The organism is Sorangium sp. So ce128, assembly GCF_051525245.1.
Taxonomy (GTDB): Bacteria; Myxococcota_A; Polyangia; order Polyangiales; family Polyangiaceae; genus Sorangium; species Sorangium cellulosum_B.
The window spans coordinates 8,535,793-8,557,210 of the sequence record NZ_CP150313.1 but is presented as its reverse complement, the minus strand read 5'-3'; the positions used below and the strand labels follow the sequence as shown (position 1 = coordinate 8,557,210).

Below are 21,418 nucleotides of genomic sequence, written 5' to 3'. Positions count from 1 at the left end.
GACACCGCATCTCTGGCGGGCGCACGCCGGCCGCAAGGCGCTGCCTGCGGCCCGTCGCGGCGCCGCGGCGGCCAGCGAAACACGGTAGTCTCAGCCCTGATGATGCAGTCCAGAGCGGCGGGCGCTCCCCGCCTCGCAGCGCCACCGCGCAGGTCGCGGCGCGCGGCCGCGCTCCTCGCTGCGCTCGCGCTCGCCCGCTGCGGCGGCGCGCCGCCCCGATCTGCGCCGCAAGAGCGCGGCGCGCCCGCGGCGGCGCGCCCCCCGCCGCCCGCGCCCGTGCCTGCCCGCTGGGTCGACGCGAGCGGCGCGACCGCGATCGGGCCCCGGGTCGCCGGCGGCACGCTCGCGCTCGTCGGCGGCCAGCGCGTCCTCGTCGGTGCCGACGGCGCGGCACGGCCGGAGACCGCGGCGTGCCCCGAGCCCCTGATCGAGCTCGTGCTGGTTCCGTCCGCAACCGGCCCGCGGCTCGTCGGGCGCGGAGTCCACGGTGTCTACCGGTTCGATGACCCGCTCGGCGCGCCCGCGGTCCTCGCCCGGTCCGAGACGGACCTGCAGCGCATCGGCGGCGGGCCCGCCGTCGTCGCGGTCTGGGACGCCATCGCCGACTCCCCGATCTTCCTCGACATCGAGACGGGACAGCCGCGCACGCTGCCGGGCTTGCCCGCCCTGCCGCTGCGCGCCCTCGCATTTCGCGACGCGCGGCACGGCGCCGGGCTCTTCGAGGCGGCAGGGCTCGCGGTCACGACCGACGGCGGCGCGTCGTGGCGCCCCGTCGCGCCGTCGCCGGGCGGGGACGGAGAGGACGGCGACGCCGCCGCGCTGCTCCGCGTCGCCGACGTCCGTCTGCGCGACGGCGCGCTGATCGCCGTGACGCAGGGCAGGGCCTCGTCGTCCGGGCAGCGCGAGGCGCGGATCCTGGTCGCCGAGGCGCGGCTCGGGCCCGCGCCCGCCGACGATGCGCCCGAGCCCGGCCCAGGCGCGCCCCTGCTCCGCTGGATCCGCGCGACGGGGCGCCACCCGCTCGAGGCGGCGATCTCTGGCGGCGCGGTGTGGACGTCCGCCGCGATCACGGCGAGCCACGGCATCCTCACCCGCGTGGATCTCGCCACCGGCGCGCTCCACGAGGTCGCCCCCTTCGGCCGCGGCGACTGGCTGAACGTCTGCGGCGTCGGCCGCGCGGGGCGAGCGGCGTGGGTAGCCTGCGCGCTCGGCGAGGGCGGGCCGGACGGCCGCCACGATCCGTTCGGCGTGCTCCAGGTCAAGCCCGGCCGCCCTCTCGGCAGCGAGCCCCCCGTCCTCGTGCGGAGCGGCGAGGCCGAGCTCCGCGTGTCCCCGAGCGGCGGCGCCCTGCTGCTCGCGCCGTGCGACGCGGATGACGAGGGCAGCGTGTGCGTGCGACAGCCGAGCGGCCGGTGGAGCACGGTCCGCCCGGGCACGGACGTCCGCTGGCGCGGCGCCGGCGCGCTCGCCGACGGCCGGATCGCGATCTTGCGCGGGCTCTGGGACAGCGACGTCGCGCCCCGCGACGAGCCCGCGCCGCGCGGCGACGGCCGCGAGGGCGCCTCGCCCGGCGCCCATGTCGCGGTGATCGACGCCGGCGGCAGGGAGGCTCCGCTGATTCCGCTCGGCTGGCTGCGCGGCGGGGGCGACGATGTCAACGTGGTCAGCCCGATCGAGGAGGGGCAGGACGGCGCGCTGTCGTTCGTGGTGGCCGACGAGGCCGGAGAGCTCACCGCCGTCGTCCTTTCCCCCGGCGGCGAAGCCTCGCGGGCTCGCCTCGCCGGGGCCGCGCACGCCGTGGTCCACGCCGGCCGCGGGATCGCCGTCGGGGAAGGGAAGGTGCTCGCGTCGGATGACGCCGGCCGCACGTGGTCGCCCATCGAGATCCCACCCCAGGCCGCGGCGGAGATCGCCCGGAGTGGCGACCTGCTCGCCGAGCCCGGGATGCTGGCCGTGAACGAGGCCGGCCTGAGGATCTCGACCCACCTCCGCGTCGGCTGGGGGCCGCCGCTGCCCGCGCAGGGAGCGCCGCCCCGCGGTCCTGCGCTCGGGGCCGCGCCGCTCCTGCCGCTCCGCTCGCCGCCGTCCCCGGCGCTGCCGGAGCGCGCGCTCGCCTGCACGACACAGCCGGGGCCGCCGCTCTCGCCGGCGGGCCTGCCGCCGCCGCGCAGCACCCAGGAGGCGCTCGCGCTGCTCGCCCGCGACGTGAAGCCCGGACCGGACGGCCAGCGGCGCGTCTCGTCGGTGAGCGACAGGCGCTGGGGCCAGCTCTCCACCGTCGCCGCGCTCGAGGTGCGCTCGCCCGACGGCGCTGCTGCCAGAGGCGCCGGCGCCGATCTCCAGGCGCGCGGCGCCTCCGCTGCGCCGCGGGCGACGTGGACGCTGCGCTGGCTCGACCCGACCGAGCTCCAGGCCAGGGTCCGCTCGTGGACGGGCCCGGCGCCCGAGGGCGTCGGCCGGGACGCGATCCTCGCCCGGTTCGCGGCGTCCAGGGGCCGGATCCTGTTCGGGGTGCGCGCCTCGGGCCGCGACGTGCTGATCCAGGTGAGGCCGGGCCGCGGCGCCGAGGTCGCCGAGGTGCCGCTGGACCTGATGCCCGAGGCGGAGGTCGCCTTCAGCGAGGCGCCGGATGGCCCCGTCGCGTGGCTCCGCGGGGCGTCGCTCGTCGCGTGGTCCTCCGGCGAGGCCCCGCGGCCGATCGCCTCGCTCACGAACCTCGGCGAGCCCGCGCTTGGGCAGCCGACGAGCGCCGGCGTGCCGCTCTTGCTCAGCTTCCACGGCCTGACGCTCGGCCGGACGGTGCCGATCCCGCCTGCCGCGACGACGGCGCAAGGTGCGGCCGCGAAGGCCCCGCCGCTCCTGCCGCTCGACGGCTGGGAGATCGTCCCGAATGTCCGCACCGAGCTCACCCGCATGCCGGCGTGCGCCGCGCGCCCGCCCGGCGCGCGCTTCCTGCTCGATCGGGCGAGCGCGTTCGCGACGGTCGATGGCCGCCGCGCGCCCGCGAGCACGGCTGTCTATGACGTCCGTGTGTCAGGTCGTGACGTTTGCGTGGCGAAGATCGCCGCGCTGATGGATCTGGAGCGGCGGACCGACGGCCAGCTCAGCGCGGGCCCGCTCGCGTTCGTTCGCGCCGATCTCGCGGCCCGGCGCGCCGAAGGCGGCGATCGCGGGATCGGTCAAGGCGCCGGGAAATTCGGCGGAACGGAGGGCACGGCAGCGGCCAGAGCAGCGGCGAGATCCGCGCGCCGCCTCGCGTGCTCGCTGCCCGTCCGGCCTTGAGTTTGCCCTTCTCGCGGGGAGCTTCGCGCTCGACGGCCTACCCCCCGCGCGGGTATATCTTCGCGCCCTATGTCCTCTCCTGAGCATCCTCGTTCCTCGCACCGCCAGCTCGGCGACGGCGTCGAAGACCAGCTCGTCCCGCTCGCCGCGCTCGACCCGCTGAAGATTGACTCGTTCGACGACCTGCTCCGCGCGATGAGCAGGACCGCGTTCAGCGGCCGCGCGCTCGGCGAGGCGTGCGACGTGCTCGAGGCGATGGTGCGCGACGAGGACTGCCTCGTCGTGGCGACGTTCTCCGGCGCGATGACGGTCGCCAAGATGGGCGTCGTCATCGTCCGGATGATCGAGGCCGGCATGATCGACTGCATCATCAGCACGGGGGCGCTCATGGCGCATGGGCTGAGCGAGGCGGTCGGCCTGACCCATTACAAGGCGAACCCGGGCATCTCCGACGAGGCGTACTTCGAGAAGGGGTACAACCGCGTCTACGACACGCTCGAGATGGAGAAGAACCTCAACGCGATCGAGGTCTTCGTCCGGAAGGAGCTCGACAAGCTGGACCCCGGCTCTCCCTGGTCGAGCGAGATCATCTGCCGCCAGCTCGGCAAGGCGCTGGCGGAGATGGGCGACTCGCCGGGCGTGCTCCGGAGCGCGTACCTCCGCGACGTGCCCGTCTATGTGCCGGCCTTCACCGACAGCGAGATGGGCCTCGACGTGGCGACGTGGATGCTGCGCAAGGTGAAGGCGCAGCACGGCGACAAGCCGGGCTTCGACGTGTGGCGCGAGGCCGTGCCGCCGCCGTACAATCCGTTCCTCGATCTGCTGAGCTACGCCCGCCTGGTCCGCAAGAAGAAGCGCCTCGGCATCTTCACCATCGGCGGCGGCGTGCCGCGCAACTGGGCCCAGCAGGTCGCGCCGTTCTACGACATCGTCGGCGATCGCCTGGACATCGAGGTCGATCACCCGCGGTTCCAGTACGGCGTCCGCATCTGCCCCGAGCCTGTCCACTGGGGCGGCCTGTCCGGCTGCACGTACTCCGAGGGCGTGAGCTGGGGCAAGTTCACCCCGCCGCAGGAGGGCGGGCGCTTCGCCGAGGTGTACGCGGACGCCACGGTCGCGTGGCCGCTCCTTGTGCGCGCGCTGCTCGAGCGGCTCGGCAAGATGCCGAAATGAAATAGAGTAGGGGGAGGAGGTCACCGTGCTCGCCCCCAAGCGCCGCCCGCCGCGCACCCACTGGGTGCTCCTCTCCCTGGCCGCCGTCGGCGGCGCGCTCGTTTCCGCTGGTTGCCCCTCGGCCGAGGAGCGCGCCTGCGACCGCATCTGCGACTGCTCCGGCTGCAGCGAGGCGAGGTTCCTCGAGTGCGTCGACAAGGCGGAGACCGCGCGGGCGGCCGCGGTGAAGGCGAGCTGCACCGGCTCCTTCGACGACTACGTGACCTGCGTCGAGGAGGAGCTCGAATGCAAGGACGAGAAGTACCTGTTCGACGGCTGCGACAGCCAGCGAGATAGCCTCCGTGGCTGCGGCATCTCCATCTTCCGCACCGTCTGCGAGGACGCCAACGACGTCTTCATGGCGTGCGGGCTGGGATTCCCGTTCTCGACCAACCCCGACGACTGCGTCGGGTCGATCGTGTGCAACGCCCGCTGCATCATCGGCATGTCCTGCAATGGGCTGAACGGGATCGATTTCGAGGAGTCGCAGCGCTTCAACGAGTGCACGAGCGCCTGCTTCAACAAGCCCCAGGGCGGCCCTGAGGGAAGTCTCCCGTCGCCCGATCCCGCTAGGGGCCCGCGATGAAGCTGTCCTGGTAGCCCGGGTCCTCCACCGCGAGCGCGGCCGCGGTGGCCGAGAGCGGGCGGATCGTGTCGAGCATGACCGCGAGCTCGCTCGTCTCGCGGGCCCCGAGGCTCGCCTCGTACGCGCCGGGGTGCGGCCCGTGCGGGACGCCGGCCGGGTGGTGCGAGATGCTGCCGGGGCCGACGCCGCGGCGCGAGGTGAAGTTGCCGCGGCAATAGAACAGGAACTCGTCGCAATCGACCGACGCGTGGGGGTACGGGCAGGGGATCGCCTCCGGGTGGAAGTCGGTCGGGCGCGGCACGAAGCTGCAGACGAGGGCGCCGCGCGCGGCGAACGTCCCGTGCCAGTCCGGAGGCAGGTGCACGAGCCCGACGCGCGCCTGGAAGCGCTGGATCGGGAACGCGAACGGGTACACCGCCCCGTCCCAGCCGACGACGTCGAGCGGCGAGCGCTCGAGGGCGAAGCCGTGGAAGGCGCCGCCGCGCTTCACGACGAGCGCGCGGATGCCCTCGTCGAGGGGGCCGACGAACGTGGGCCGCCGGAAATCGCGGTGCGAGTACGGCGCGTCCATCCGCAGCTGGCCGACCTCGTTGCGCCACTTGCGCGGGAGGTGGATGTCCGCGGCCTCGATCGAGAGCCACCGCTGGGGCGCGGCGTCCGGGAGGAAGCGGTAGAAGAGCCCCTTCGGGATGACGACGTAGTCGTCCTGCTCGAAGCGGAGATCGCCGAGCATCGTGCGCAGGACGCCGCCCCCGTGGAAGATGAAGAACAGCTCGTCGGCGTCCGCGTTCGCGAAGTACACCGGATCGGCCGCGTCCGGCTGGACGAGCCCGATCACCACGTCGTCGTTGAAGAGCAGCGGCACGCGGCAGTCGACGGCGGGCCCGCCCCGCCGCGGCAGATCCTGCGACCGGTAGTGCCGCTTCGCCAGCGGGCGCGCCGGCGCGGCGACCGGCAGCGTGAAGCCGTGCGCGGCCTCCGCGACCCGGTGCTCGTGCGGCCGGCGCTCGTGGTAGGCGATCGTGTAGGGGCCGTCGAAGCCCGCCCGCGTCAGGCACTCCTCGTAGCGGAGATCCCCCGCCTCGCTGCGCAGGGCGATGTGGTGCTTGGGCGGCACGATCCCGGCGACGACGCGATCGAGCATCAGCCGTGCCCCCCTGCCTTCTGCTGCCGCTCGATGCTCTCGAACAGCGCCCGGAAATTCCCGGCGCCGAAGCCGCGATCCCCCTTGCGCTGGATGAGCTCGAAGAAGAACGGCCCGGCGTCGGGATCGCGGTGCGTACCCGACGACTCCTTGAGGAAGATCTGGAGGAGGTACGACCTCGCGCCGTCGCCGTCGACGAGCACCTCGAGCTCGCGCAGCGCCGCCGCGTCCTCGTCGATCTGCCCGATGCCGAGCCGCTGCAGGCGCTCGGGCAGCATGTCGTAATAGGCGGCCGGGGTCGGCATGAACTCCACGCCCCGGCCGCGCATCGCGCGCACCGCGGCGAGGATGTCCTCCACGGCGAGCGCCACGTGCTGCACCCCGTCGCCGCGGTGCTCCTCGTTGAAGACGTTGATCTGCGAGCTCTTGAAGTGCGGCCGGTAAGGCTCGTTGTTCGCGAACTTCACGCCCGAGGCCGGGTCCCACATCACGGCCGAGCGCAGGCCCGAGCCGTGGTCCGTGTCCTTCGCGACGTCGTTCGTGTGGAACGCGATCTGCCAGAACGGCTCGAGTCCGAGCACGTGCTCCATCCAGAGCAGGGCGGGCGCCATCGTCTGGAAGTTCGAGGTGATGTGATCGAACCGGGCGATCCCGAAGCGGTTCTCGCCGCCGCGCGGCGCGTCGTAGGCCACGCAGCCGGGGAACAGCGCCCGGTATCCGCGCCGCTCCACGAAGCGAAAGGTGGTGTCGCCGAACGGCGTCGTGATCGAGAACGAGGCGAAGGTGCCGCCTGCCTCCGTCACCCGGTGGACCTCGTCGATCGGCGTGCCCCCGCGGCCGTCGAGCAGCCGGAAGGCGCGGTCGATGTCCTCCACCTCGAAGATGACCGTGCCCACCCCGTCGGGGTGCTTGCGCAGGTAGCGCCACGCCCGTCCCCCCTCGCCGGCGGGCTGCGAGCAGACGACGACGCACTCGCCGGCCTGGAAGACGAGCGACTGCTGCGCCGCCGCCGCGGTGAGCTCCGGCGAGCTCGCGGCGAGCTCCTGGAAATCGAGCTTCTCCGTGTAGAACCTGCGGCTCCGCTCCAGGTCGCGCACGTAGTAGTGCAGCGCCTCCACGCGCTTGATGCCGATCGACTCCACCTTGGCCATCCGGGTCCTCCGTCGCGAGGGGTAACGCAGGGGCGAGCTAGGCGACCGCGTCGACCTGGCGGTCGGCGTGGGCGGCCTGGAACGCGGGCAGATCCATGCACGCGGCCTCGATGCGCGTGAGGGTCGAGAGCGGCGCGAGGTCGACCTCGTAGCGCCGCGCGTTGTAGAGCTGGGGCACGAGGAACACGTCCGCCACGGTGACCTGGTCGCCGACGCAGAACCGCCCGGAGAGCTCGCTCGCCGCCGCCTGGAACGCGGCGAGGCCCGAGGCGATGAAGCGCCGGCCGAAGGCCTTCTCGTCGCCGCCGAGCTCGTCCCTCACGTACTTCAGCGTGGCGGTGTTCTGCATCGGCTGCGTGCCGGAGTTGATCATCTCCACGAGCTGCCGCGCCCTGGCGCGCAGGTACGGATCCGCGGGCAGGAGCGGCGGCGCGGGGAAGAGGTCCTCGAGCAGCTCGATGATGGCCACCGACTGGGACACACGCCGGACGGCGCCGCCCTGCTCGAACTCGAGCAGGGGCACCTGCGCCATCGGGTTCTTGGCCCGGTACTCGTCGCGGAGCTGCTCGCCGCCGTCCCGGACGAGGCTCACCGGCCGGTACGCGTGCTCGATGCCCTTGTGGGCCAGGGCGATGCGCACGCGCCAGCTGCACGAGCTGCGCCAGTAGCCGTAGAGCGCGAGCCCCTTCACGGCGGCGCTCATCTGGCCACCACCCGCTGCGCGATGCGCCCGAACAGGCTCTCTCCCGCGCGATTCAGCATCTCGATCATGATCGTGTCTCCTGGCTTCATGAACGGCGTCCTGGCCGCTCCGTCCGAGAGGATCTCGAGCATGCGCCGCTCGGCGAGGCAAGACACGCCGCGCGCCGGGTCCTCGTTCGAGACGGTGCCGCTGCCGAGGAGCGTCCCCGCGGTGAAGCCGCGCGTCCTGGCGATGTGCGCGATGAGATCGAAGAACGAGAAGTGCATCTCCGGGCCGGCCTCGGGATCGCCGATGAGCGCGCCGTTGTAGGTCGAGCGCAGCCGCAGGTGGACGCGCCCGTCGCGGAGCGAATCGCCGAGCTCGTCGGGCGTGATCGCGAACGGCGAGAACGCGGTGGCGGGCTTGGAGCAGAAGAACCCGAAGCCCTTCGCGAGCTCGGCGGGCACGAGGTTGCGCAGCGTCACGTCGTTGGCCAGCAGGAAGAGGCGGATGTGCCGGTGGGCCTCTTCGCGGCGCGTGCCCTGCGGGGTGTCGCCGAGGACGACGCAGACCTCGGCCTCGAAATCGAGGCCCCAGGCCTCGTCGTGCAGGACGATGTCGTCGGTCGGGCCGAGGAGGACGCCGGAGCCGCCCTGGTACACAAGCGGATCGGTCGTCAGCGTCTCGGGAGGCTCGGCGCCGCGCGCCTTGCGCACGAGCACGATGTGGTGGATGTACGCCGAGCCGTCGATCCACTCGTACGCGCGGGGCAGCGGCGCAGCGAGCTCTTCAGCGACCAGCGGCGTCACGGCCGCCTCGCCGAGCTCGACGTCGGCCGCGATGCGGCGGAGCGCGGGCTCGGCGCGCTCCCAGTCGTCCAGCGCGGCCTGGAGCGTGGGGAAGGCCTCGCCTGCAGGCGTGTAGGCGAGGCCGTCGCGGCGGACGACGACGAGCGTGCCATCGCGGCCGGGGCCGCGGAGAGAGGCGAGCTTCATGCGGGGGCGAGCTCCTCGTGGTCGTACGGTGGTCCCATCGTCTCTGCTTGACAAGCACGAGCCCGCTCACGCCTGCTACGGGATGCGCCCGCACGCGCGCTGCGCAGCGAGCGTGCGAGCGGCTGAACGGATCTGCATGACTACCGGACTGGACGTTTTCTCGACTCTCCACGACCTTGTGCGACGAGCCATGGAGGGCCTCCCCGGCGCGCGGCGCGGGAGCCTGCTGATTCGCACCGGCCGGCGCCTCTCCTGCAAAGCGATTGTCGGGCTCGACGGCCTCCTGCCGGGCCGGGTGAACATGCCGTCCGACGGCGGGGTGCTCAGCGCGTCGCCTCCGTTCGGCCCCGCCGCGGCGCCCGAGGCGGCGCACGGCCCGTGCCTCGTCCCCGCGGCCGCGTGGTACCAGGCGCACCTGCCCGAGCTCGCGGAAGCGCCTGGCTGGCCGCTCGACGGCGTCCACGTCCACGTCGTACCGGTGCCCATGTTCGGCGCGCCGGGCGCCTACCTCGCCCTGGAGCAGCCGGACGCGGCGCCGCTCTCGGGCCCGTGGCGCGCGCTCGTGGAGTCGATCGCGGTGAGCGTCGGCGTCGTGCTCGAGCGGCGCGGCCTCTTCGAGGAGAAGGCGCAGAGCGCCCAGGAGCTGCGCCTGCTCGAGGAGGTGCTGAGCTCCGTCGCCGAGTCGGTCGATCTCCTCGAGCTCATCGAGACGCTCGCGGACGGGATCCGGAGCGTGCAGACCGGCCCGCGCTGGAGTGCGATCGACCTGGCCATCCTTGAGGATGCTGGGGGCGAGGGGCGCGTCGCCGATGGATGGCGGGGATCCCACGACGCGAGCGGCGCGCGAGGCAGGCCGATGATCCGCGTCTACAAGGCTCCCCGCCGGCCGTTGACGGCGTACTGGAACAACCTGCGGGACGGCGCGCTGGCGGCGGGGCGCGATCTCCGGGTCGGGGTCGAGTTCAGGAGCGTCATGTCCGCCGACGCCGCGGCTCAGGAGGCGCTCCTCGAGGAAGGGATCCGTCGGCGGGTGGACGGGATCGCGATCGCGCCCATCGACCCCGTGGCGCTCGAGCCGGCCATCGACCGCGCGATGGCGGCGGGTATCCCGGTCATCACGATCGACACGCCGGCCGCCCCAGGCAGCCGGTCGTTGCTCTACGTCGGGACCGACAACCGGGCTGCCGGGAGGATCGCGGGCGAGGCGATGCTGTGGCTCATGCCGCAGGGAGGCGAGATCACCGTCCAGGCGGAGTCCTTCGCCGTGCCGAACGCCCAGGGGCGCATCGAGGGGTTCCGCGAGGCGATCGCCGGCTCGTCGGTCCGCGTGGCCTCGCTCTCGGAGAACCTGTTCGATGTGGAGAGCGCGATCGCGCTCGCCGTCGACGCGGTGCGGTCGAACGCCGGCCTCGCCGGCGCCCTGGGTGTGTGCAGCGAGAACGGCCCCAGCTTGGGGCTTGCCTCGATGAGGCTCGGGCGATCCGGCGATCTCAAGGTGGTCGCCTTCGATCTCGTCACCTCGACGATCGCGATGCTCCAGGACGGCGTGATCCACGCGGCGATCGTGCAGCGCGAGTACGACATGGGGTACCGCGGCGTGCAGGCGCTCTACGAGATGGCCACGCGCGGCGTCGCGGAGGCCCTCGCGGATCTGCCGGCGTCGCGCTGCATCGACACGGGGGTCGACCTCGTGACCCTCGAGCGCACGCCGTTCTCGAGCGCCCTCTCGGATCACCTCGCCTCGAGCTCCGCCCGCAGGATCGCGAGCCGCAGGCTGGGCGCGGGGGGGCACGAGCGCGCGCTCGATTTCCTGGTGATCGGCATGGCCCAGCGCGAGAGCCTCGTCGACGACGCGCGCGCGCCCGTCACGGACGACTCGCTGGTGAGCCGGGTGATGCGCTCGTGCAGCTCGCTCGTCATCGACACCGCGTCGAGCGAGCACGAGCACCTCCGCGACGTCGCCGAGGCGCGCCGGAGCGGCGCGCGCACGCTGGTCGGCGTGCCGCTGCTCTCCCGGGAGGCGGTCCTCGGGGTCCTCGTCCTGGCCAGCCCGCAGCCCGACGCGTGCTCGGCGACCGACCTGGCGCTCGTCGAGCGCGTGGCCGCGGTGGCCGCCGTCGTGATCGAGAACGCGCGGCTCCTGTCGCGGATCAAGGAGCGGACGAGGGCGCTCGAGTCGCTGAGCAGCCGTCAGGAGGCGCTCCTCGAGACGATCGCCGCGATGTCGAGCCCGGTGGTGCCGATCGCGCGCGGCGTCCTCGTCATGCCGATCGTGGGCGCGCTGGACACGCACCGCTCCGGCCGCTTCATCGAGGCGATGCTGAAGGAGATCTCCGAGCACCAGGCGCGCGTCGTGATCATCGACGTCACCGGCATGGCGGTGGTCGACGCGAGCGCGGCGAACCACCTCGCGCAGGCGGCGCGCGCCGCCCGGCTGCTCGGGGCCGAGGTGGTGCTCGTCGGGATCGCGCCCGAGGCCGCGCGGCTCGTGGTGGAGCAGGGGCTCGATCTCGGGGCGATCGTCACCCGCTCCACGCTGGAGCTCGGGTTCTCGTACGCGCTCGGCAAGACGGGCGGGCGGGTCGTCCACGGGCGCCGCTGAGCCGCGGGCGCGGCCGTCGCGCAGCGGCGCTCCGCGCGATCCTCACCGGTCCCGGTGGAGCGCGACGGCGGCCGCGACCAGCGCGGCGATCGCGGCGACGTCCACGTCCTTGGCAGAGCGGATATGGAGGTTCCTGGCCTGCTTGGCTTCGCCGGTGAGCATGCCGTTCGGATCCGGCAGCTCGGCGCCGCGCTCGAAGCCGAGGGTCACGCCGAAGCGCTGCGGGGCGAGCCAGCAGATCTTGTGTTGGTCGCCGCTGCCCATCCGGAAGCTGACGAGCCGCCAGCCTGGATAGACGTGCTCGTGGACGTCGGGAATGATGCGGAGGAGCAGCTTGCGCACGCGCAAGGTCAGCTGTTGCGCTGCAGGGGGGTACTCGCTCAGCAGAGCGGCCACGGCCGGATCGTCCGACACAATCAATGACGGTAAGTCGACGTTCACGGAGACGCAACCGGCTGTGCCTCGTCGCGTGACGTCGCGTGACGTCGCGTGACGTTCTGGCTCGGGCGCGGCTTCCGTTGCGGGCGGTCAGGGGTGGAGTCGCTCGCGGAAGAAGGCGAGGACGCGCGAGAGCGCCTCGCGCGTCGGGTGGCCCTCGCGGTCGACCAGATCGCGCGTCAGGACCGAATGGGCGATGCGCGGGATCCCATGGGGGTTGCCTGGGGACGAGTCGATCTCGATCCTCTCGAAGCCGTCGCCGAGCTCGGCCCGGAGGCGGTCGAACCGCTCCTTCGGGCACATCGGATCGTGGGTGAAGCGGAGCCCGAGCACCGGGGTACCGGCGGCGACGCGCTCCTTGACGGCACGGAGGCCGTCGTCGGAGAGGTGGAGCCCGGCGCGGCGCTCGCGCGAGAGCGGGAAGGGCAGCGACGGCTGGCTCAGCACGGGCGCCGCGATGGCGGGGTCGACCATCAGCGCCAGCGCGAAGTTGCCCGTCAGGCACATGCCGATCGCGCCGACGCCCTTGCCCCCGAGCTCCGCGTGGACGTCGCGGCAGAGCGCGCGCAGCCAGTCGGTGATCGGGCTCGCCTGCCTGGACGCGAGCACGTGGAACTCGCGGCTGATGCAGGCGCGGCCCAGCTGCTCGACGATGTAGAGGGGCGTGTCCAGCTTGCCGGGCGTCCCGAAGAGGTGGGGCACGAAGACGGTGAAGCCGGCGTCCGCCACGCGCTCGGCGAACGCCGCGACCGACGGGGTGATGCCCGGGATCTCGTGCATGACGACGACGCCCGGGCCCGCGCCGCGGCGGTAGACCACCCGCGCCACGCCGTCGTGTGAGAACTGCGTCTCGGTGAAGCCGGGGAGCGACATGGCCGCCATCATCGCCCGTCGCACGACGCCGGGGAAGCGGCGGCCGGACGGCTGGCGAGCGGCTCCCCCGGCGATCGCTCGGCCGCTCGATCTCGCCGTCCTTCGGTCGCTCCGCTCCTCGGATTACTCGGATGCAGGCAGGCCCCTCGGCCGTTCGTCCTTGGCGATCCAGACGGTCTTGACGTTCACGAACTCGCGCAGGCCGTACGAGGAGAGCTCGCGGCCGTAGCCGGACATCTTGATGCCGCCGAACGGCAGCCGGGGATCGGACACGACCATGCCGTTGATGAACACCTGGCCGGCGTCGAGCTCGTCGATGAGGCGCTCGCGCTCGTCGGCGTCGCGGGTCCAGGCGCTCGCCCCGAGGCCGAACCGGGTGGAGTTCGCCATGTGGATGGCCTCGTCGAGGTCGGTGACGCGGAAGACCGCCGCGACCGGGCCGAAGAGCTCGTCGTCGGCGGCGGGGGAGGGGCGCTGGACGTCGGTGAGCACGGTCGGCGGGAAGTAGTTGCCCGGCCCCCTCAGCCGCTTGCCTCCGGTGAGGAGGAGCGCGCCCGCGGCCACCGACGCCCGCACCTGCTCCTCGAGCTCTGCGGCGATCTGCGGCGTGGCGAGCGGCCCGACGTCGACCGACGGATCCATCGGATCACCGACCCGCAGGCGCCGCATGGTCGCGACGAAGCGCTGCTCGAACTCGGGCGCGATCGACTCGTGCACGATGAAGCGCTTCGCCGCGATGCAGGACTGGCCGTTGTTGATGATGCGCGCGCGGATCGCGGTCCCCACGGCGGCGTTGAGGTCGGCGCTCGGCAGGACGATGAACGGATCGCTGCCGCCGAGCTCGAGCACCACCTTCTTGAGGTGCTTGCCGGCGTGGGCGCCGACGCTGCGCCCCGCGTTCTCGCTGCCGGTGAGCGTCGCGGCCGCGATGCGCGGGTCGGCGAGGAGGCGCGGCACGACGTCGGTCCCGGTGAGCAGCGCCTGGAAGACCCCTTCCGGGAAGCCGGCCCGGCGGAGGATGTCCTCGATCGCGAGCGCGCAGCGGGGGACGTTCGAGGCGTGCTTGAGGAGGCCGACGTTGCCGGCGACGAGCGCCGGCGCGGCGAAGCGGAAGACCTGCCAGAACGGGAAGTTCCACGGCATGATGGCGAGCACCACGCCGAGCGGGTGGAAGGCCACGTAGCTCCTGCCCGCGTCGGTGGCGACCTCTTCGGGGGCGAGCAGGCGCTCGGCGTTGTCGGCGTAGTAGCGGCACGCGGTCGCGCACTTCTGGGCCTCGGCGATGGCGGAGCCGATGGTCTTCCCCATCTCGAACGTCATGAGCTGCCCGAGCTGCTCCTTCTCGCCGTCCAGGATGTCGGCTGCCCGGCGCAGCTTCTGGGCCCGCTCGGCGATCGGGGTATGCCGGAAGCTGCGGAACGCGGCGTGCGCGCGCGCCACCTTCTGCTCCAGCGCCGCTGACGAGAGGGGTTCGAACGTCTCGATCGTCTCTCCGGTCGCTGGATTGATCGTCGCGATGGCGGTGTTCACGGATGTGCCTCCTCTTCGAGCGTCGCGGGCCGCGGCTCGTCGCCAGCCAGCTCGGGGCGCGCCGAGCGGTCCCGGCAGGCGAGCTTGAGCCAGACCCGCCACGTCGTGCAATGGTCAGCGACGACGAGCCCGCTTCTCTTCCTTCGCTCGCGTCGTTCCGGCGTGGTCCACGCGGTCCACGGGGCCACGCATGTTCCGGGCGCGTGAGGGGGGAGGGGGGTCGCCATCGCACGTCCTGTTCATTACGCAGAGGGGGATGGTCCGCAGCGGATCCCCTGTCGCAGGCGACGCGGAGCACGCGCTTTCAGCCCGAGCGACGCGCGCTGGCGAGCGCGCGGCGCTCGCTCCTCCGGCCTTCGACGACCCCGCCGGCCAGCTCTCCCGCGCGGGCGAGCTGGAGGTGAGGGTGAGGGCGATGGACGCCCTCCTCTGCGCCGGCGTGCCGTTCATGGTGGCGGGGGCGTATGCCTTCTTCGCGTACACCGGCATTTTCCGGGACACGAAGGATCTCGACGTGATGCTGGACGAGCGGGAGGTGCCGGCGGCGTTCAGGGCGCTGGAGCGGGCTGGCTTCGAGACGGAGCTCATCGATCCGCGGTGGATCGGGAAGGCCTACGCGGGCGACCGTTTCATCGATCTCATCTTCTCGTCGAGCAACGGCCTGGCCGTGGTGGATGGCGGCTGGTTCGAGCACGCGCGTCCGGCCACGATCCTGGGGCACTCCTGCCTGATCGCGCCGGTCGAGGAGATCATCTTCACGAAGGCGTTCGTGGACGAGCGGGAGCGGTACGACGGCGCCGACGTGAACCACCTGATCTACGCGTGTGGGGACGAGATGGACTGGGAGAGGCTCCTCGCCCGGTTCGGTCCCTACTGGGAGGTCCTGTTCGCGCACCTGACGCTGTACCGCTTCGTCTATCCGGGCGCGCGGAGCCGGGTGCCCGGGTGGATCATCGACGAGCTCTGCCGGCGTACGCTGGAGCAGACGCGGGCCGGCGACGCGCCGCTCCGGGTATGCCGGGGCAACCTGATCAGCAGGCAGCAGTACGTGCACGACTACGAGAAGCTCGGGCTCGTCGTGGGGTCCGCTGCGTCCGCGCCCGAGGCGGCGCGGGGGACGCTGTGCAGGAAGCGCCAGCGGTCTGCGGCGGGGCGGCCTCGCCTCGGCAAGGGGAAGCCGGGCCGTGACGGGGCTCCGGGCGGCGCGGAGGGGCCGGGGGTGGAGGTCGAGGCGGCGCGGGTCCGCAAGCCGGGATCATGAGCGCCGCCGTCGCCGGAGGGAACGGGGAGCCGGGCAAGCGCCGCATCGCGGCGTCCTCGGATCTGCACTGCCGGCCGGAGCACGGCGCCAGGATGCGCGAGCTCGTGAAGGCGGTGAACGCGGAGGCGGAGCTGCTCGTGCTGTGCGGCGATCTCACCGATCGCGGCCATCCCGAGGAGGCGAAGGTGCTGGCCGACGCGCTCGCCGGGCTCTCGATGCCGTGCGCCGCTGTGCTCGGCAATCACGATCTCGACCGGGGGGCGGGCGCCGAGATCACGAAGCTCCTGGGCGACGCGGGCGTCGAGGTGCTCGACGGAGATCACCTGATCTTGCGCGACGACATCGGGGTTGCCGGCGTGAAGGGCTTCATGGGCGGGTTCGGGAGCGCGACGCTCCAGGCGTTCGGCGAGGGCCCGCTCAAGGCGTTCGTCCAGGAGGCCGTGACCGAGGCGCTGAAGCTAGAGGCGGCGCTGTCCCAGCTCGACAGCGAGAAGAAGATCGTGATCATGCATTACACGCCGATCCTCGAGACGACCGTCGGCGAGAACGTGGAGATAAGGCCGTTCCTTGGGACGAGCCGCCTTGCCGCGCCGATCGATCTGTACGGCGCCGACGTGGTCTTCCACGGCCACGCGCACCACGGGGCGCTCGAGGGGCACATGTCGAACGGGACTCCGGTCTACAACGTGGCGATGCCGCTGCTCAGGAAGCTCACCGGCAAGCCGTTTCTGCTGTTCGAGGTGTAGCGGGCGAGCGCCGCTCGGTGCTTTCGCTCAGTGCTTCTGCAGGAAGGCCCGTATCGCTCCGAAATAGGCGGACGCGAAGAGGAGGATATCGTTGTGCCCGGCGCCGTCGATGAGGTGCAGGGCTTTCCTCTCGTGGGGGACGGCCGCGTGGTTCTCGCGGGCGTGGTCCGGCGGGAGCAGCGTGTCGCGCGCGCCGTGCAGGACGAGGACCGGCATCTCGACGTTCCTCAGGAGCTCCGGGTTCGAGAAGTTGCGGTGCGCCTCGTCGCGCAGATCGCCGAGGTCGATCTCGAAGAGGGCGAGCAGGTGCCGCACGTCGCTGAACCCGCTCTCGAGGAGGAGCGCGCGGTACGCGTCGCCGCGGCGCGCTGCGATGCGCGACGCCGGGGAGCTGCCGAGCGAGCGGCCGAAGAGCACCGGCTTCGGCGGCTGTTCAAGGCCTGCGGCGCGGCTCTTCTCGGCAAGCTCGCGCAGGAAGAAGTCGGAGACCTTCACGGGATCTTCATGGAGCGAGCGCATCGTCGGCTGCCCGCCGCTCCAGCCATAGCCGCGGTAATCGACCATGAAGAGGTTGAGCCCGATGTCATGCCAGCCCTCGGCGATGTCGTCGTAGTCGGGGACGGTCTCGCCATTGCCGTGGAACGCGAGCACGGTCGGGTTGCCCGGGTCGGACAGGTGCCAGCGCGCGCCGAGCGTCACCCCGGGGGCGACGGGGATGTCGTAGTCCGTCGCGCCGGCGGGTGGGCTCGTGTTCACCTGCCTGGGATAGAAGACGTCGGCGGCGCGAGGGTTCGCGTCGAGCGCGCGAAGGAGCTCGTCGAGCTGGCTGTCGGGGTCGTTCGTCGGCATGGCTCACTATTCTGCCGAGGTCGGCGGAGGTCGTGGGCGCAGGATACATCGTGTCGGGGCCGGAGGGTCGGTGGGATGGACGCCCTCGAGGGCGGCGGGGCGGGGGAGCCGGGGCGCGCGGCGAGATGGTGGCCTACGTGGTCGCGATGATGCCTTGCACCGCGGGCTCGCCGTACTCGGCGCCGCCGGTGCGCACAACGAGGTTCGGGAGGATCTCCGCCACGCCGGCGCCGTGGGTATGGCCGCAGAGCACCTCGATCCGACGCTCGGGGTACCGCTCAGCGGCCTCGCGGATCACCTCGCCTGTGGCCTTGCAGGTGAAATGGGGGAGCCAATCGTCGTTGGAGATCTGACCTTCGTGCCAGCAGGCCTCCTTGAACGGGGGGACGTGCGTGGCGACGATGACGCGCCGGTACCGCTCGAGGGCCGCGGGCAGGACGCGGCGCAGGTACGCCGCGGCCTCGTCGCCGAGGCGGTGCAAGGCCTCTCTCCGGCGGCGCCGGCCGAGGGAGGCGAGCTCCTGGATGAGCACGTAATCGTTGAGCATGACGGGCGATCTCTCGTAATCGCCGAGGCGGGCGTCGGCCCAGCCGTCGTGGCCGACGAGCGCGGTGTCCGGGCCGAGCTCGACGTGGGGGATCGATGGGAGCCACCTGAGCCACGGGGAGGTGGCCGAGAGCTCGGCGGCCATCGTGCGCACGGCGGCGATGCTCCCGCGGTAGAAATCGTGGTTGCCGAGGACGAAGTAGAGCGGGCGCTCGATGGCCCGGGCGACGGTCTCGAGGAGAGGGCGGAGGCTCGTGGCTTCCGCGATGTCGCCGGTGAAGAGGACGGCATCGGAGGCGGTGGCCGCGAGGGTGGAGCAGAAGGCGGTGAGTTCCTCGCGGGAGAGGAAGTTGAGGTGGACGTCGGTCGCCCAGGCGAGGCGGAGCGGGGTCGGCGCGGCCATGAGGGCAGCATAGGCGGGGAGGGGAGGGCGAGCCAGCGAGGTGGCGCGATCTCCCATCCCCGTTCCACGTTTCGGCGAACGGCGCGCCGCCGCGGGGGCTGGGCGCCGCTGCCGATCCTGTGCATTCATGGCGTCATGGCGATAGCCCGCCGGTCCCGTCCGCCTCCAGCGAGTCCGCCAGCGCGCAGCGCGCGAGTCCTGTCTTCTTGGCCTCCTCGCGCAGCATCGCGCCCTGCTCAGCGGCCCCTTTCACGCTGAGCATCGTGCGGAGCTCGATTCCATCGGGGCTCTCCACGTGCTCTGCGATCCACGCCGACCGCATCTGCCCGACGCTGATCGGATCGGCCTCCGGGTCGAGCCCGGCTCTCCTGTCGACATCGCACATCATCGCGACCGCCTCGGGGAAGGTCTGCCCGCCCGGGGCCGGGACCTTCGCCTCGGGAGCTGAGCTGCAGGCGGAGAGGAAGGCGGAAAGGAGCAGCGGTGAGAGAGGATTGGGGCGCATGCTGCCTTCGACAGGAGAGGGCGCCTGGGCTTGGCAGCGATCACATGGCCCCGGTGCGCCGCCCTCCGGCTACCGGCTACTCGCCCGTGCCCCCGTCCACCGCCGGGACGAGCTCGATATCGACGTTCTGAGGCAGGAAGCTCTCGCACTCGTCGTTCATGACGGGCGCGAGCGTCTGCTCGAAGTCGTCGTAGCCTGTCCCCGAGATCTTCACCCACGTCACGCCGGCCGTCCACAGCTCGCAGACGAGCGTCTCCAGCGCTTCGGGAGGAGGCTGCGCGCGATCGACGGCGCACACCAGGTTGGCCTCGTCGAGCGTCTTCCAGGTGGTCGGATCACTCAGGACGAAGATCGGCTCGTCCGCGGCGCTCCACGCGATGTGAACGGTGGTGTCCGGCGGGACGGTGGCGCCTCTCGCGCGCACGGTGATCGTGAACAGCGCCTGTCTTGGCCCCATCGGACAGCCGCTGGCGTCGCCCGTGCTCGAGCCGGCGGACCCGCCGCCCCCCGCGCCTTTACAGGCGCCCACCACGGAAGCGCTCGCGATCGCCGCCGCGGCGATCGCCGCGAAGACCGTGAGCGATACGATTCGACCAGGAGCGAAAGGAGGGCGTGGTGCCACAAGGGCGACAGGGTAGGGGCGACATGCCAGCAAATCCAGCGTGAGCAAGTTTTTGCGCAGGTGGAGCGCCCTTCTCCGTGCGCCCTGCTCTCGCAGGCGGTCGCGGCGTTCAGGCCTGGGCCTTGAGCTCCGCGATGTCCTTGAGGAGGGCCTGCTCGTGCCCGTCGGGCTTCACCTTCAGGTAGGTCCTTCTCAGCACACCCGACGGATCGATGACGAATGTCGTCCGGTCCCAGTACAGGGTGCCTTTCCACTCGCTCTGCGCGACGCCCGCGGCCTTGAGCAGCTCGTGGCGCGTGTCGGCGAGCAGGTCGATGGTGAACGAGAACTTGTCGCAGAAGCTCTTGTGCGACGTGACGTCGTCCTCGCTGACGCCGACCACGGCGATGTTGGCGTCGTCGAAATCGGCCTTGGAGGCCGTGAACGACTTGCCCTGGATCGTGCATCCCGGCGTGTCGTCCTTCGGATAGACGTAGAGGACGAGCCATTTGCCCGCGAAATCCTCGAGCTTCACGGTCTTGCCGTCCTGGTTTGGCAGGGCGAAGCGAGGAAACGGTTTTCCAATCTCGACGCTCATCTTCTCTTTGCCTTTGCTGTGGGCCGGAGGAGGGCTCCTCCTGGCCGGTGACGGGTCATGGGATGGGACGGATGGGACAGCGCGGCGGCGCGGACGTCACGTCGCTGCCCGCGCAGGGATCTAGCGCGGAATGAGCCCCCGGAACCAGGCCGTCACCGAGGAAGAGGACTCGTCCTGGTGGAGCGAGTCCGGGCCTTCCAGCTCGTCGGCGAGCCCCCCGAGCGGCCCCTCGCTGCGCGGGGGTGGCGAGCTCGGGTGCTCCTCCCCGTGCGTCAGGATCGTGGCGCCCTCCAGGGTGGGCAGCAGGCTCAGGCCGCTGCCGCCGGCGGTCGGCTCCTTCGTGAGCGACTTGAACTCGAGGAGCATCATGTCGATGAGCTCGGCGATCTTCTGCGTCCCGTCGACCGCCCGCGCCGGCCCGCCCTTGGCGCGCTCCACGAGCGAGGCGACGTCGTCCTCGCTCACCGGGCGGCCGTAGCGGTAGAGGAAGCGGGTCAGGTCGCGCCCGAGCTCGCGCGCCGACAGGTAGCGAGCCCCAGGGTCGCGGGCGAGCGCGCGGCGGATGATCTGCTCCAGCTCGCGCGGCACATCGCTGTTGATCTGCTGGAGCGAGGGGATCACCGCGTCGCGCACCAGCCGCACCGTGATGTAGTCGGAGTCGCCGAGGAACAACCGGCGCCCGGCGAGCATCTCCCAGAGGATGATCCCGAGCGCGAAGATGTCGACGCGCTGGTCGACGCCCTGCTCGAGCACCGTCTCGGGCGCCAGGTAGCCGAACTTCCCCTTGATGATTCCCGCGTCGCTCTCGGCGAGCTGGCTCGACGCCTTCGCGAGCCCGAAGTCCACGATCTTCACCTCGCCGTAGCGGGTGATGAGCACGTTGGCCGGGGTGATGTCCCGGTGCACGATCTGGAGCGGCTTTCCGTCCCCGGTCGCGAGCTCGTGCGCGTAGGCGAGGCCCTGGCACATCTTCGCGGCCATGAAGGCGGCGACCTCGACGGTCATCGGCCGGCCGACCTTCTTCTGGTGATCGAGGAGGGCCCTCAGATCGGCGCCGTCCACGTACTCCATGACGATGAAGTAGGTGCCGTCGCCGACGCCGATGTCGAACACCGACACGACGTTCGAGTGCGAGAGGTGCGCCGAGAGGCGCGCCTCGTCGAGGAACATCGCGATGAACTGCTCCTTCTTGCTGAGCTGCGGCAGGACGCGCTTGATCGCGACCTGCTTCTTGAACCCTTCGATCCCCGCGCTCTCGGCGACGAAGACCTCCGCCATGCCTCCGGAGGCGAGGCGCTTGATGACCCGGTACCGCTGCTGCTCGGACATGCCCTGTCTGTCGTCCTCCCGCCCCGTGCCGCCTGGCCCTCCAGTCTAGCGGCTCGGGGCCCGCCGCGGATCAAATCCCAAAGGC

Annotated in this window: 19 protein-coding genes; 6 read left to right on the top strand and 13 right to left on the bottom strand. The window is 72.0% G+C overall.

Translation table 11 applies throughout. The features are described from left to right. The first annotated feature begins 99 nt into the window (after positions 1-99). The 3 genes from WME82_RS32470 (at position 100) to WME82_RS32460 (ending at position 5,080) form a co-directional block, all read left to right on the top strand. Positions 100-3,282 carry a hypothetical protein gene (locus WME82_RS32470; RefSeq protein WP_438038460.1) on the top strand — a complete coding sequence of 1,061 codons (3,183 nt, stop codon included), beginning with the start codon at positions 100-102 and terminating at the stop codon, positions 3,280-3,282. Positions 3,283-3,351: 69 nt separating this feature from the next. Further along, positions 3,352-4,455 (top strand): deoxyhypusine synthase family protein, encoded by a 1,104-nt coding sequence (locus WME82_RS32465; protein ID WP_438038459.1) that lies wholly within the window; start codon positions 3,352-3,354, stop codon positions 4,453-4,455. A gap of 25 nt (positions 4,456-4,480) precedes the next feature. Continuing rightward, positions 4,481-5,080, top strand: coding sequence for a hypothetical protein (locus WME82_RS32460; protein ID WP_438038458.1), 600 nt, complete (start codon positions 4,481-4,483; stop codon positions 5,078-5,080). On the opposite strand, the gene WME82_RS32455 is transcribed toward WME82_RS32460, so the two are convergent. Genes WME82_RS32455 through WME82_RS32440 form a run of 4 tightly spaced genes read right to left on the bottom strand, consistent with a single transcriptional unit; the run spans position 5,064 to position 9,052 of the window. Beyond that, positions 5,064-6,224 carry a homogentisate 1,2-dioxygenase gene (locus WME82_RS32455; protein WP_437740362.1) on the bottom strand — a complete coding sequence of 387 codons (1,161 nt, stop codon included), beginning with the start codon at positions 6,222-6,224 and terminating at the stop codon, positions 5,064-5,066. The genes WME82_RS32460 and WME82_RS32455 overlap by 17 nt on opposite strands. Beyond that, positions 6,224-7,375, bottom strand: a complete 1,152-nt coding sequence (locus tag WME82_RS32450) for a 4-hydroxyphenylpyruvate dioxygenase family protein (protein ID WP_438038457.1) — start codon at positions 7,373-7,375, stop codon at positions 6,224-6,226. Before WME82_RS32450 ends, WME82_RS32455 begins: the two co-directional genes overlap by 1 nt. Positions 7,376-7,412: 37 nt before the next feature. Continuing rightward, the gene (gene maiA, locus WME82_RS32445) at positions 7,413-8,078 is read right to left on the bottom strand and encodes a maleylacetoacetate isomerase (protein ID WP_437912115.1); all 666 of its coding nucleotides are present in this window, start codon (positions 8,076-8,078) and stop codon (positions 7,413-7,415) included. Then, complete coding sequence (locus WME82_RS32440; protein WP_437851322.1) at positions 8,075-9,052, bottom strand: fumarylacetoacetate hydrolase family protein; 978 nt, start codon at positions 9,050-9,052, stop codon at positions 8,075-8,077. Before WME82_RS32440 ends, maiA begins: the two co-directional genes overlap by 4 nt. A 190-nt stretch (positions 9,053-9,242) precedes the next feature. On the opposite strand from WME82_RS32440, the gene WME82_RS32435 reads away from it, so the two are divergent. Next, positions 9,243-11,654: a substrate-binding domain-containing protein gene (locus WME82_RS32435; RefSeq protein WP_438038456.1), complete on the top strand. Its 2,412-nt coding sequence runs from the start codon at positions 9,243-9,245 to the stop codon at positions 11,652-11,654. A 42-nt stretch (positions 11,655-11,696) separates the two neighbouring features. Here the strand turns inward: WME82_RS32435 and WME82_RS32430 are convergent, their stop codons facing one another. The 3 genes from WME82_RS32430 to WME82_RS32420 form a co-directional block, all read right to left on the bottom strand. Further along, positions 11,697-12,050, bottom strand: a complete 354-nt coding sequence (locus WME82_RS32430; RefSeq protein ID WP_437740357.1) for a DUF1801 domain-containing protein — start codon at positions 12,048-12,050, stop codon at positions 11,697-11,699. A 132-nt stretch (positions 12,051-12,182) separates the two neighbouring features. Further along, positions 12,183-12,965: a dienelactone hydrolase family protein gene (locus WME82_RS32425; protein ID WP_438038455.1), complete on the bottom strand. Its 783-nt coding sequence runs from the start codon at positions 12,963-12,965 to the stop codon at positions 12,183-12,185. Positions 12,966-13,088: 123 nt separating this feature from the next. After that, positions 13,089-14,495 (bottom strand): NAD-dependent succinate-semialdehyde dehydrogenase, encoded by a 1,407-nt coding sequence (locus WME82_RS32420; RefSeq protein WP_438038454.1) that lies wholly within the window; start codon positions 14,493-14,495, stop codon positions 13,089-13,091. 256 nt (positions 14,496-14,751) lie between these two features. Between WME82_RS32420 and WME82_RS32415 the strand changes: the two genes are divergently transcribed. Together WME82_RS32415 and WME82_RS32410 are read left to right on the top strand one after the other, a co-directional pair. After that, positions 14,752-15,756: a hypothetical protein gene (locus WME82_RS32415; RefSeq protein WP_438038453.1), complete on the top strand. Its 1,005-nt coding sequence runs from the start codon at positions 14,752-14,754 to the stop codon at positions 15,754-15,756. After that, positions 15,753-16,502, top strand: coding sequence for a metallophosphoesterase family protein (locus WME82_RS32410; RefSeq protein ID WP_438038452.1), 750 nt, complete (start codon positions 15,753-15,755; stop codon positions 16,500-16,502). The genes WME82_RS32415 and WME82_RS32410 overlap by 4 nt, the downstream gene beginning before the upstream one ends. Before the next feature lie 27 nt (positions 16,503-16,529). On the opposite strand, the gene WME82_RS32405 is transcribed toward WME82_RS32410, so the two are convergent. From WME82_RS32405 to WME82_RS32380, 6 genes are all read right to left on the bottom strand, one after another. Beyond that, the gene (locus WME82_RS32405; RefSeq protein WP_438038451.1) at positions 16,530-17,351 is read right to left on the bottom strand and encodes an alpha/beta hydrolase; all 822 of its coding nucleotides are present in this window, start codon (positions 17,349-17,351) and stop codon (positions 16,530-16,532) included. Positions 17,352-17,484: 133 nt separating this feature from the next. Beyond that, positions 17,485-18,300 (bottom strand): metallophosphoesterase family protein, encoded by an 816-nt coding sequence (locus WME82_RS32400; RefSeq protein ID WP_438038450.1) that lies wholly within the window; start codon positions 18,298-18,300, stop codon positions 17,485-17,487. Positions 18,301-18,433: 133 nt separating this feature from the next. After that, the gene (locus WME82_RS32395) at positions 18,434-18,805 is read right to left on the bottom strand and encodes a hypothetical protein (RefSeq protein WP_438038449.1); all 372 of its coding nucleotides are present in this window, start codon (positions 18,803-18,805) and stop codon (positions 18,434-18,436) included. 76 nt (positions 18,806-18,881) lie between these two features. Next, on the bottom strand, positions 18,882-19,262 hold the full coding sequence (locus WME82_RS32390; protein WP_437740348.1) for a hypothetical protein: 381 nt from the start codon (positions 19,260-19,262) through the stop codon (positions 18,882-18,884). A gap of 274 nt (positions 19,263-19,536) precedes the next feature. Beyond that, the gene (locus tag WME82_RS32385; protein WP_438038448.1) at positions 19,537-20,004 is read right to left on the bottom strand and encodes a peroxiredoxin; all 468 of its coding nucleotides are present in this window, start codon (positions 20,002-20,004) and stop codon (positions 19,537-19,539) included. Positions 20,005-20,124: 120 nt separating this feature from the next. Then, positions 20,125-21,333 carry a serine/threonine protein kinase gene (locus WME82_RS32380; protein WP_437740346.1) on the bottom strand — a complete coding sequence of 403 codons (1,209 nt, stop codon included), beginning with the start codon at positions 21,331-21,333 and terminating at the stop codon, positions 20,125-20,127. Between the last annotated feature and the right edge of the window lie 85 nt (positions 21,334-21,418).

Coding starts and splice junctions, on each gene's coding strand:
- WME82_RS32450 (WP_438038457.1), bottom strand. CDS start 7,375: ATGGCCAAGGTGGAGTCGATCGGCATCAAGCGCGTGGAGGCGCTGCAC.
- WME82_RS32470 (WP_438038460.1), top strand. CDS start 100: ATGATGCAGTCCAGAGCGGCGGGCGCTCCCCGCCTCGCAGCGCCACCG.
- WME82_RS32395 (WP_438038449.1), bottom strand. CDS start 18,805: ATGCGCCCCAATCCTCTCTCACCGCTGCTCCTTTCCGCCTTCCTCTCC.
- WME82_RS32425 (WP_438038455.1), bottom strand. CDS start 12,965: ATGTCGCTCCCCGGCTTCACCGAGACGCAGTTCTCACACGACGGCGTG.
- WME82_RS32440 (WP_437851322.1), bottom strand. CDS start 9,052: ATGAAGCTCGCCTCTCTCCGCGGCCCCGGCCGCGATGGCACGCTCGTC.
- WME82_RS32390 (WP_437740348.1), bottom strand. CDS start 19,262: ATGGGGCCAAGACAGGCGCTGTTCACGATCACCGTGCGCGCGAGAGGC.
- WME82_RS32405 (WP_438038451.1), bottom strand. CDS start 17,351: ATGCCGACGAACGACCCCGACAGCCAGCTCGACGAGCTCCTTCGCGCG.
- WME82_RS32380 (WP_437740346.1), bottom strand. CDS start 21,333: ATGTCCGAGCAGCAGCGGTACCGGGTCATCAAGCGCCTCGCCTCCGGA.
- maiA (WP_437912115.1), bottom strand. CDS start 8,078: ATGAGCGCCGCCGTGAAGGGGCTCGCGCTCTACGGCTACTGGCGCAGC.
- WME82_RS32455 (WP_437740362.1), bottom strand. CDS start 6,224: ATGCTCGATCGCGTCGTCGCCGGGATCGTGCCGCCCAAGCACCACATC.
- WME82_RS32465 (WP_438038459.1), top strand. CDS start 3,352: ATGTCCTCTCCTGAGCATCCTCGTTCCTCGCACCGCCAGCTCGGCGAC.
- WME82_RS32415 (WP_438038453.1), top strand. CDS start 14,752: ATGGTCCGCAGCGGATCCCCTGTCGCAGGCGACGCGGAGCACGCGCTT.
- WME82_RS32410 (WP_438038452.1), top strand. CDS start 15,753: ATGAGCGCCGCCGTCGCCGGAGGGAACGGGGAGCCGGGCAAGCGCCGC.
- WME82_RS32435 (WP_438038456.1), top strand. CDS start 9,243: ATGGAGGGCCTCCCCGGCGCGCGGCGCGGGAGCCTGCTGATTCGCACC.
- WME82_RS32385 (WP_438038448.1), bottom strand. CDS start 20,004: ATGAGCGTCGAGATTGGAAAACCGTTTCCTCGCTTCGCCCTGCCAAAC.
- WME82_RS32400 (WP_438038450.1), bottom strand. CDS start 18,300: ATGGCCGCGCCGACCCCGCTCCGCCTCGCCTGGGCGACCGACGTCCAC.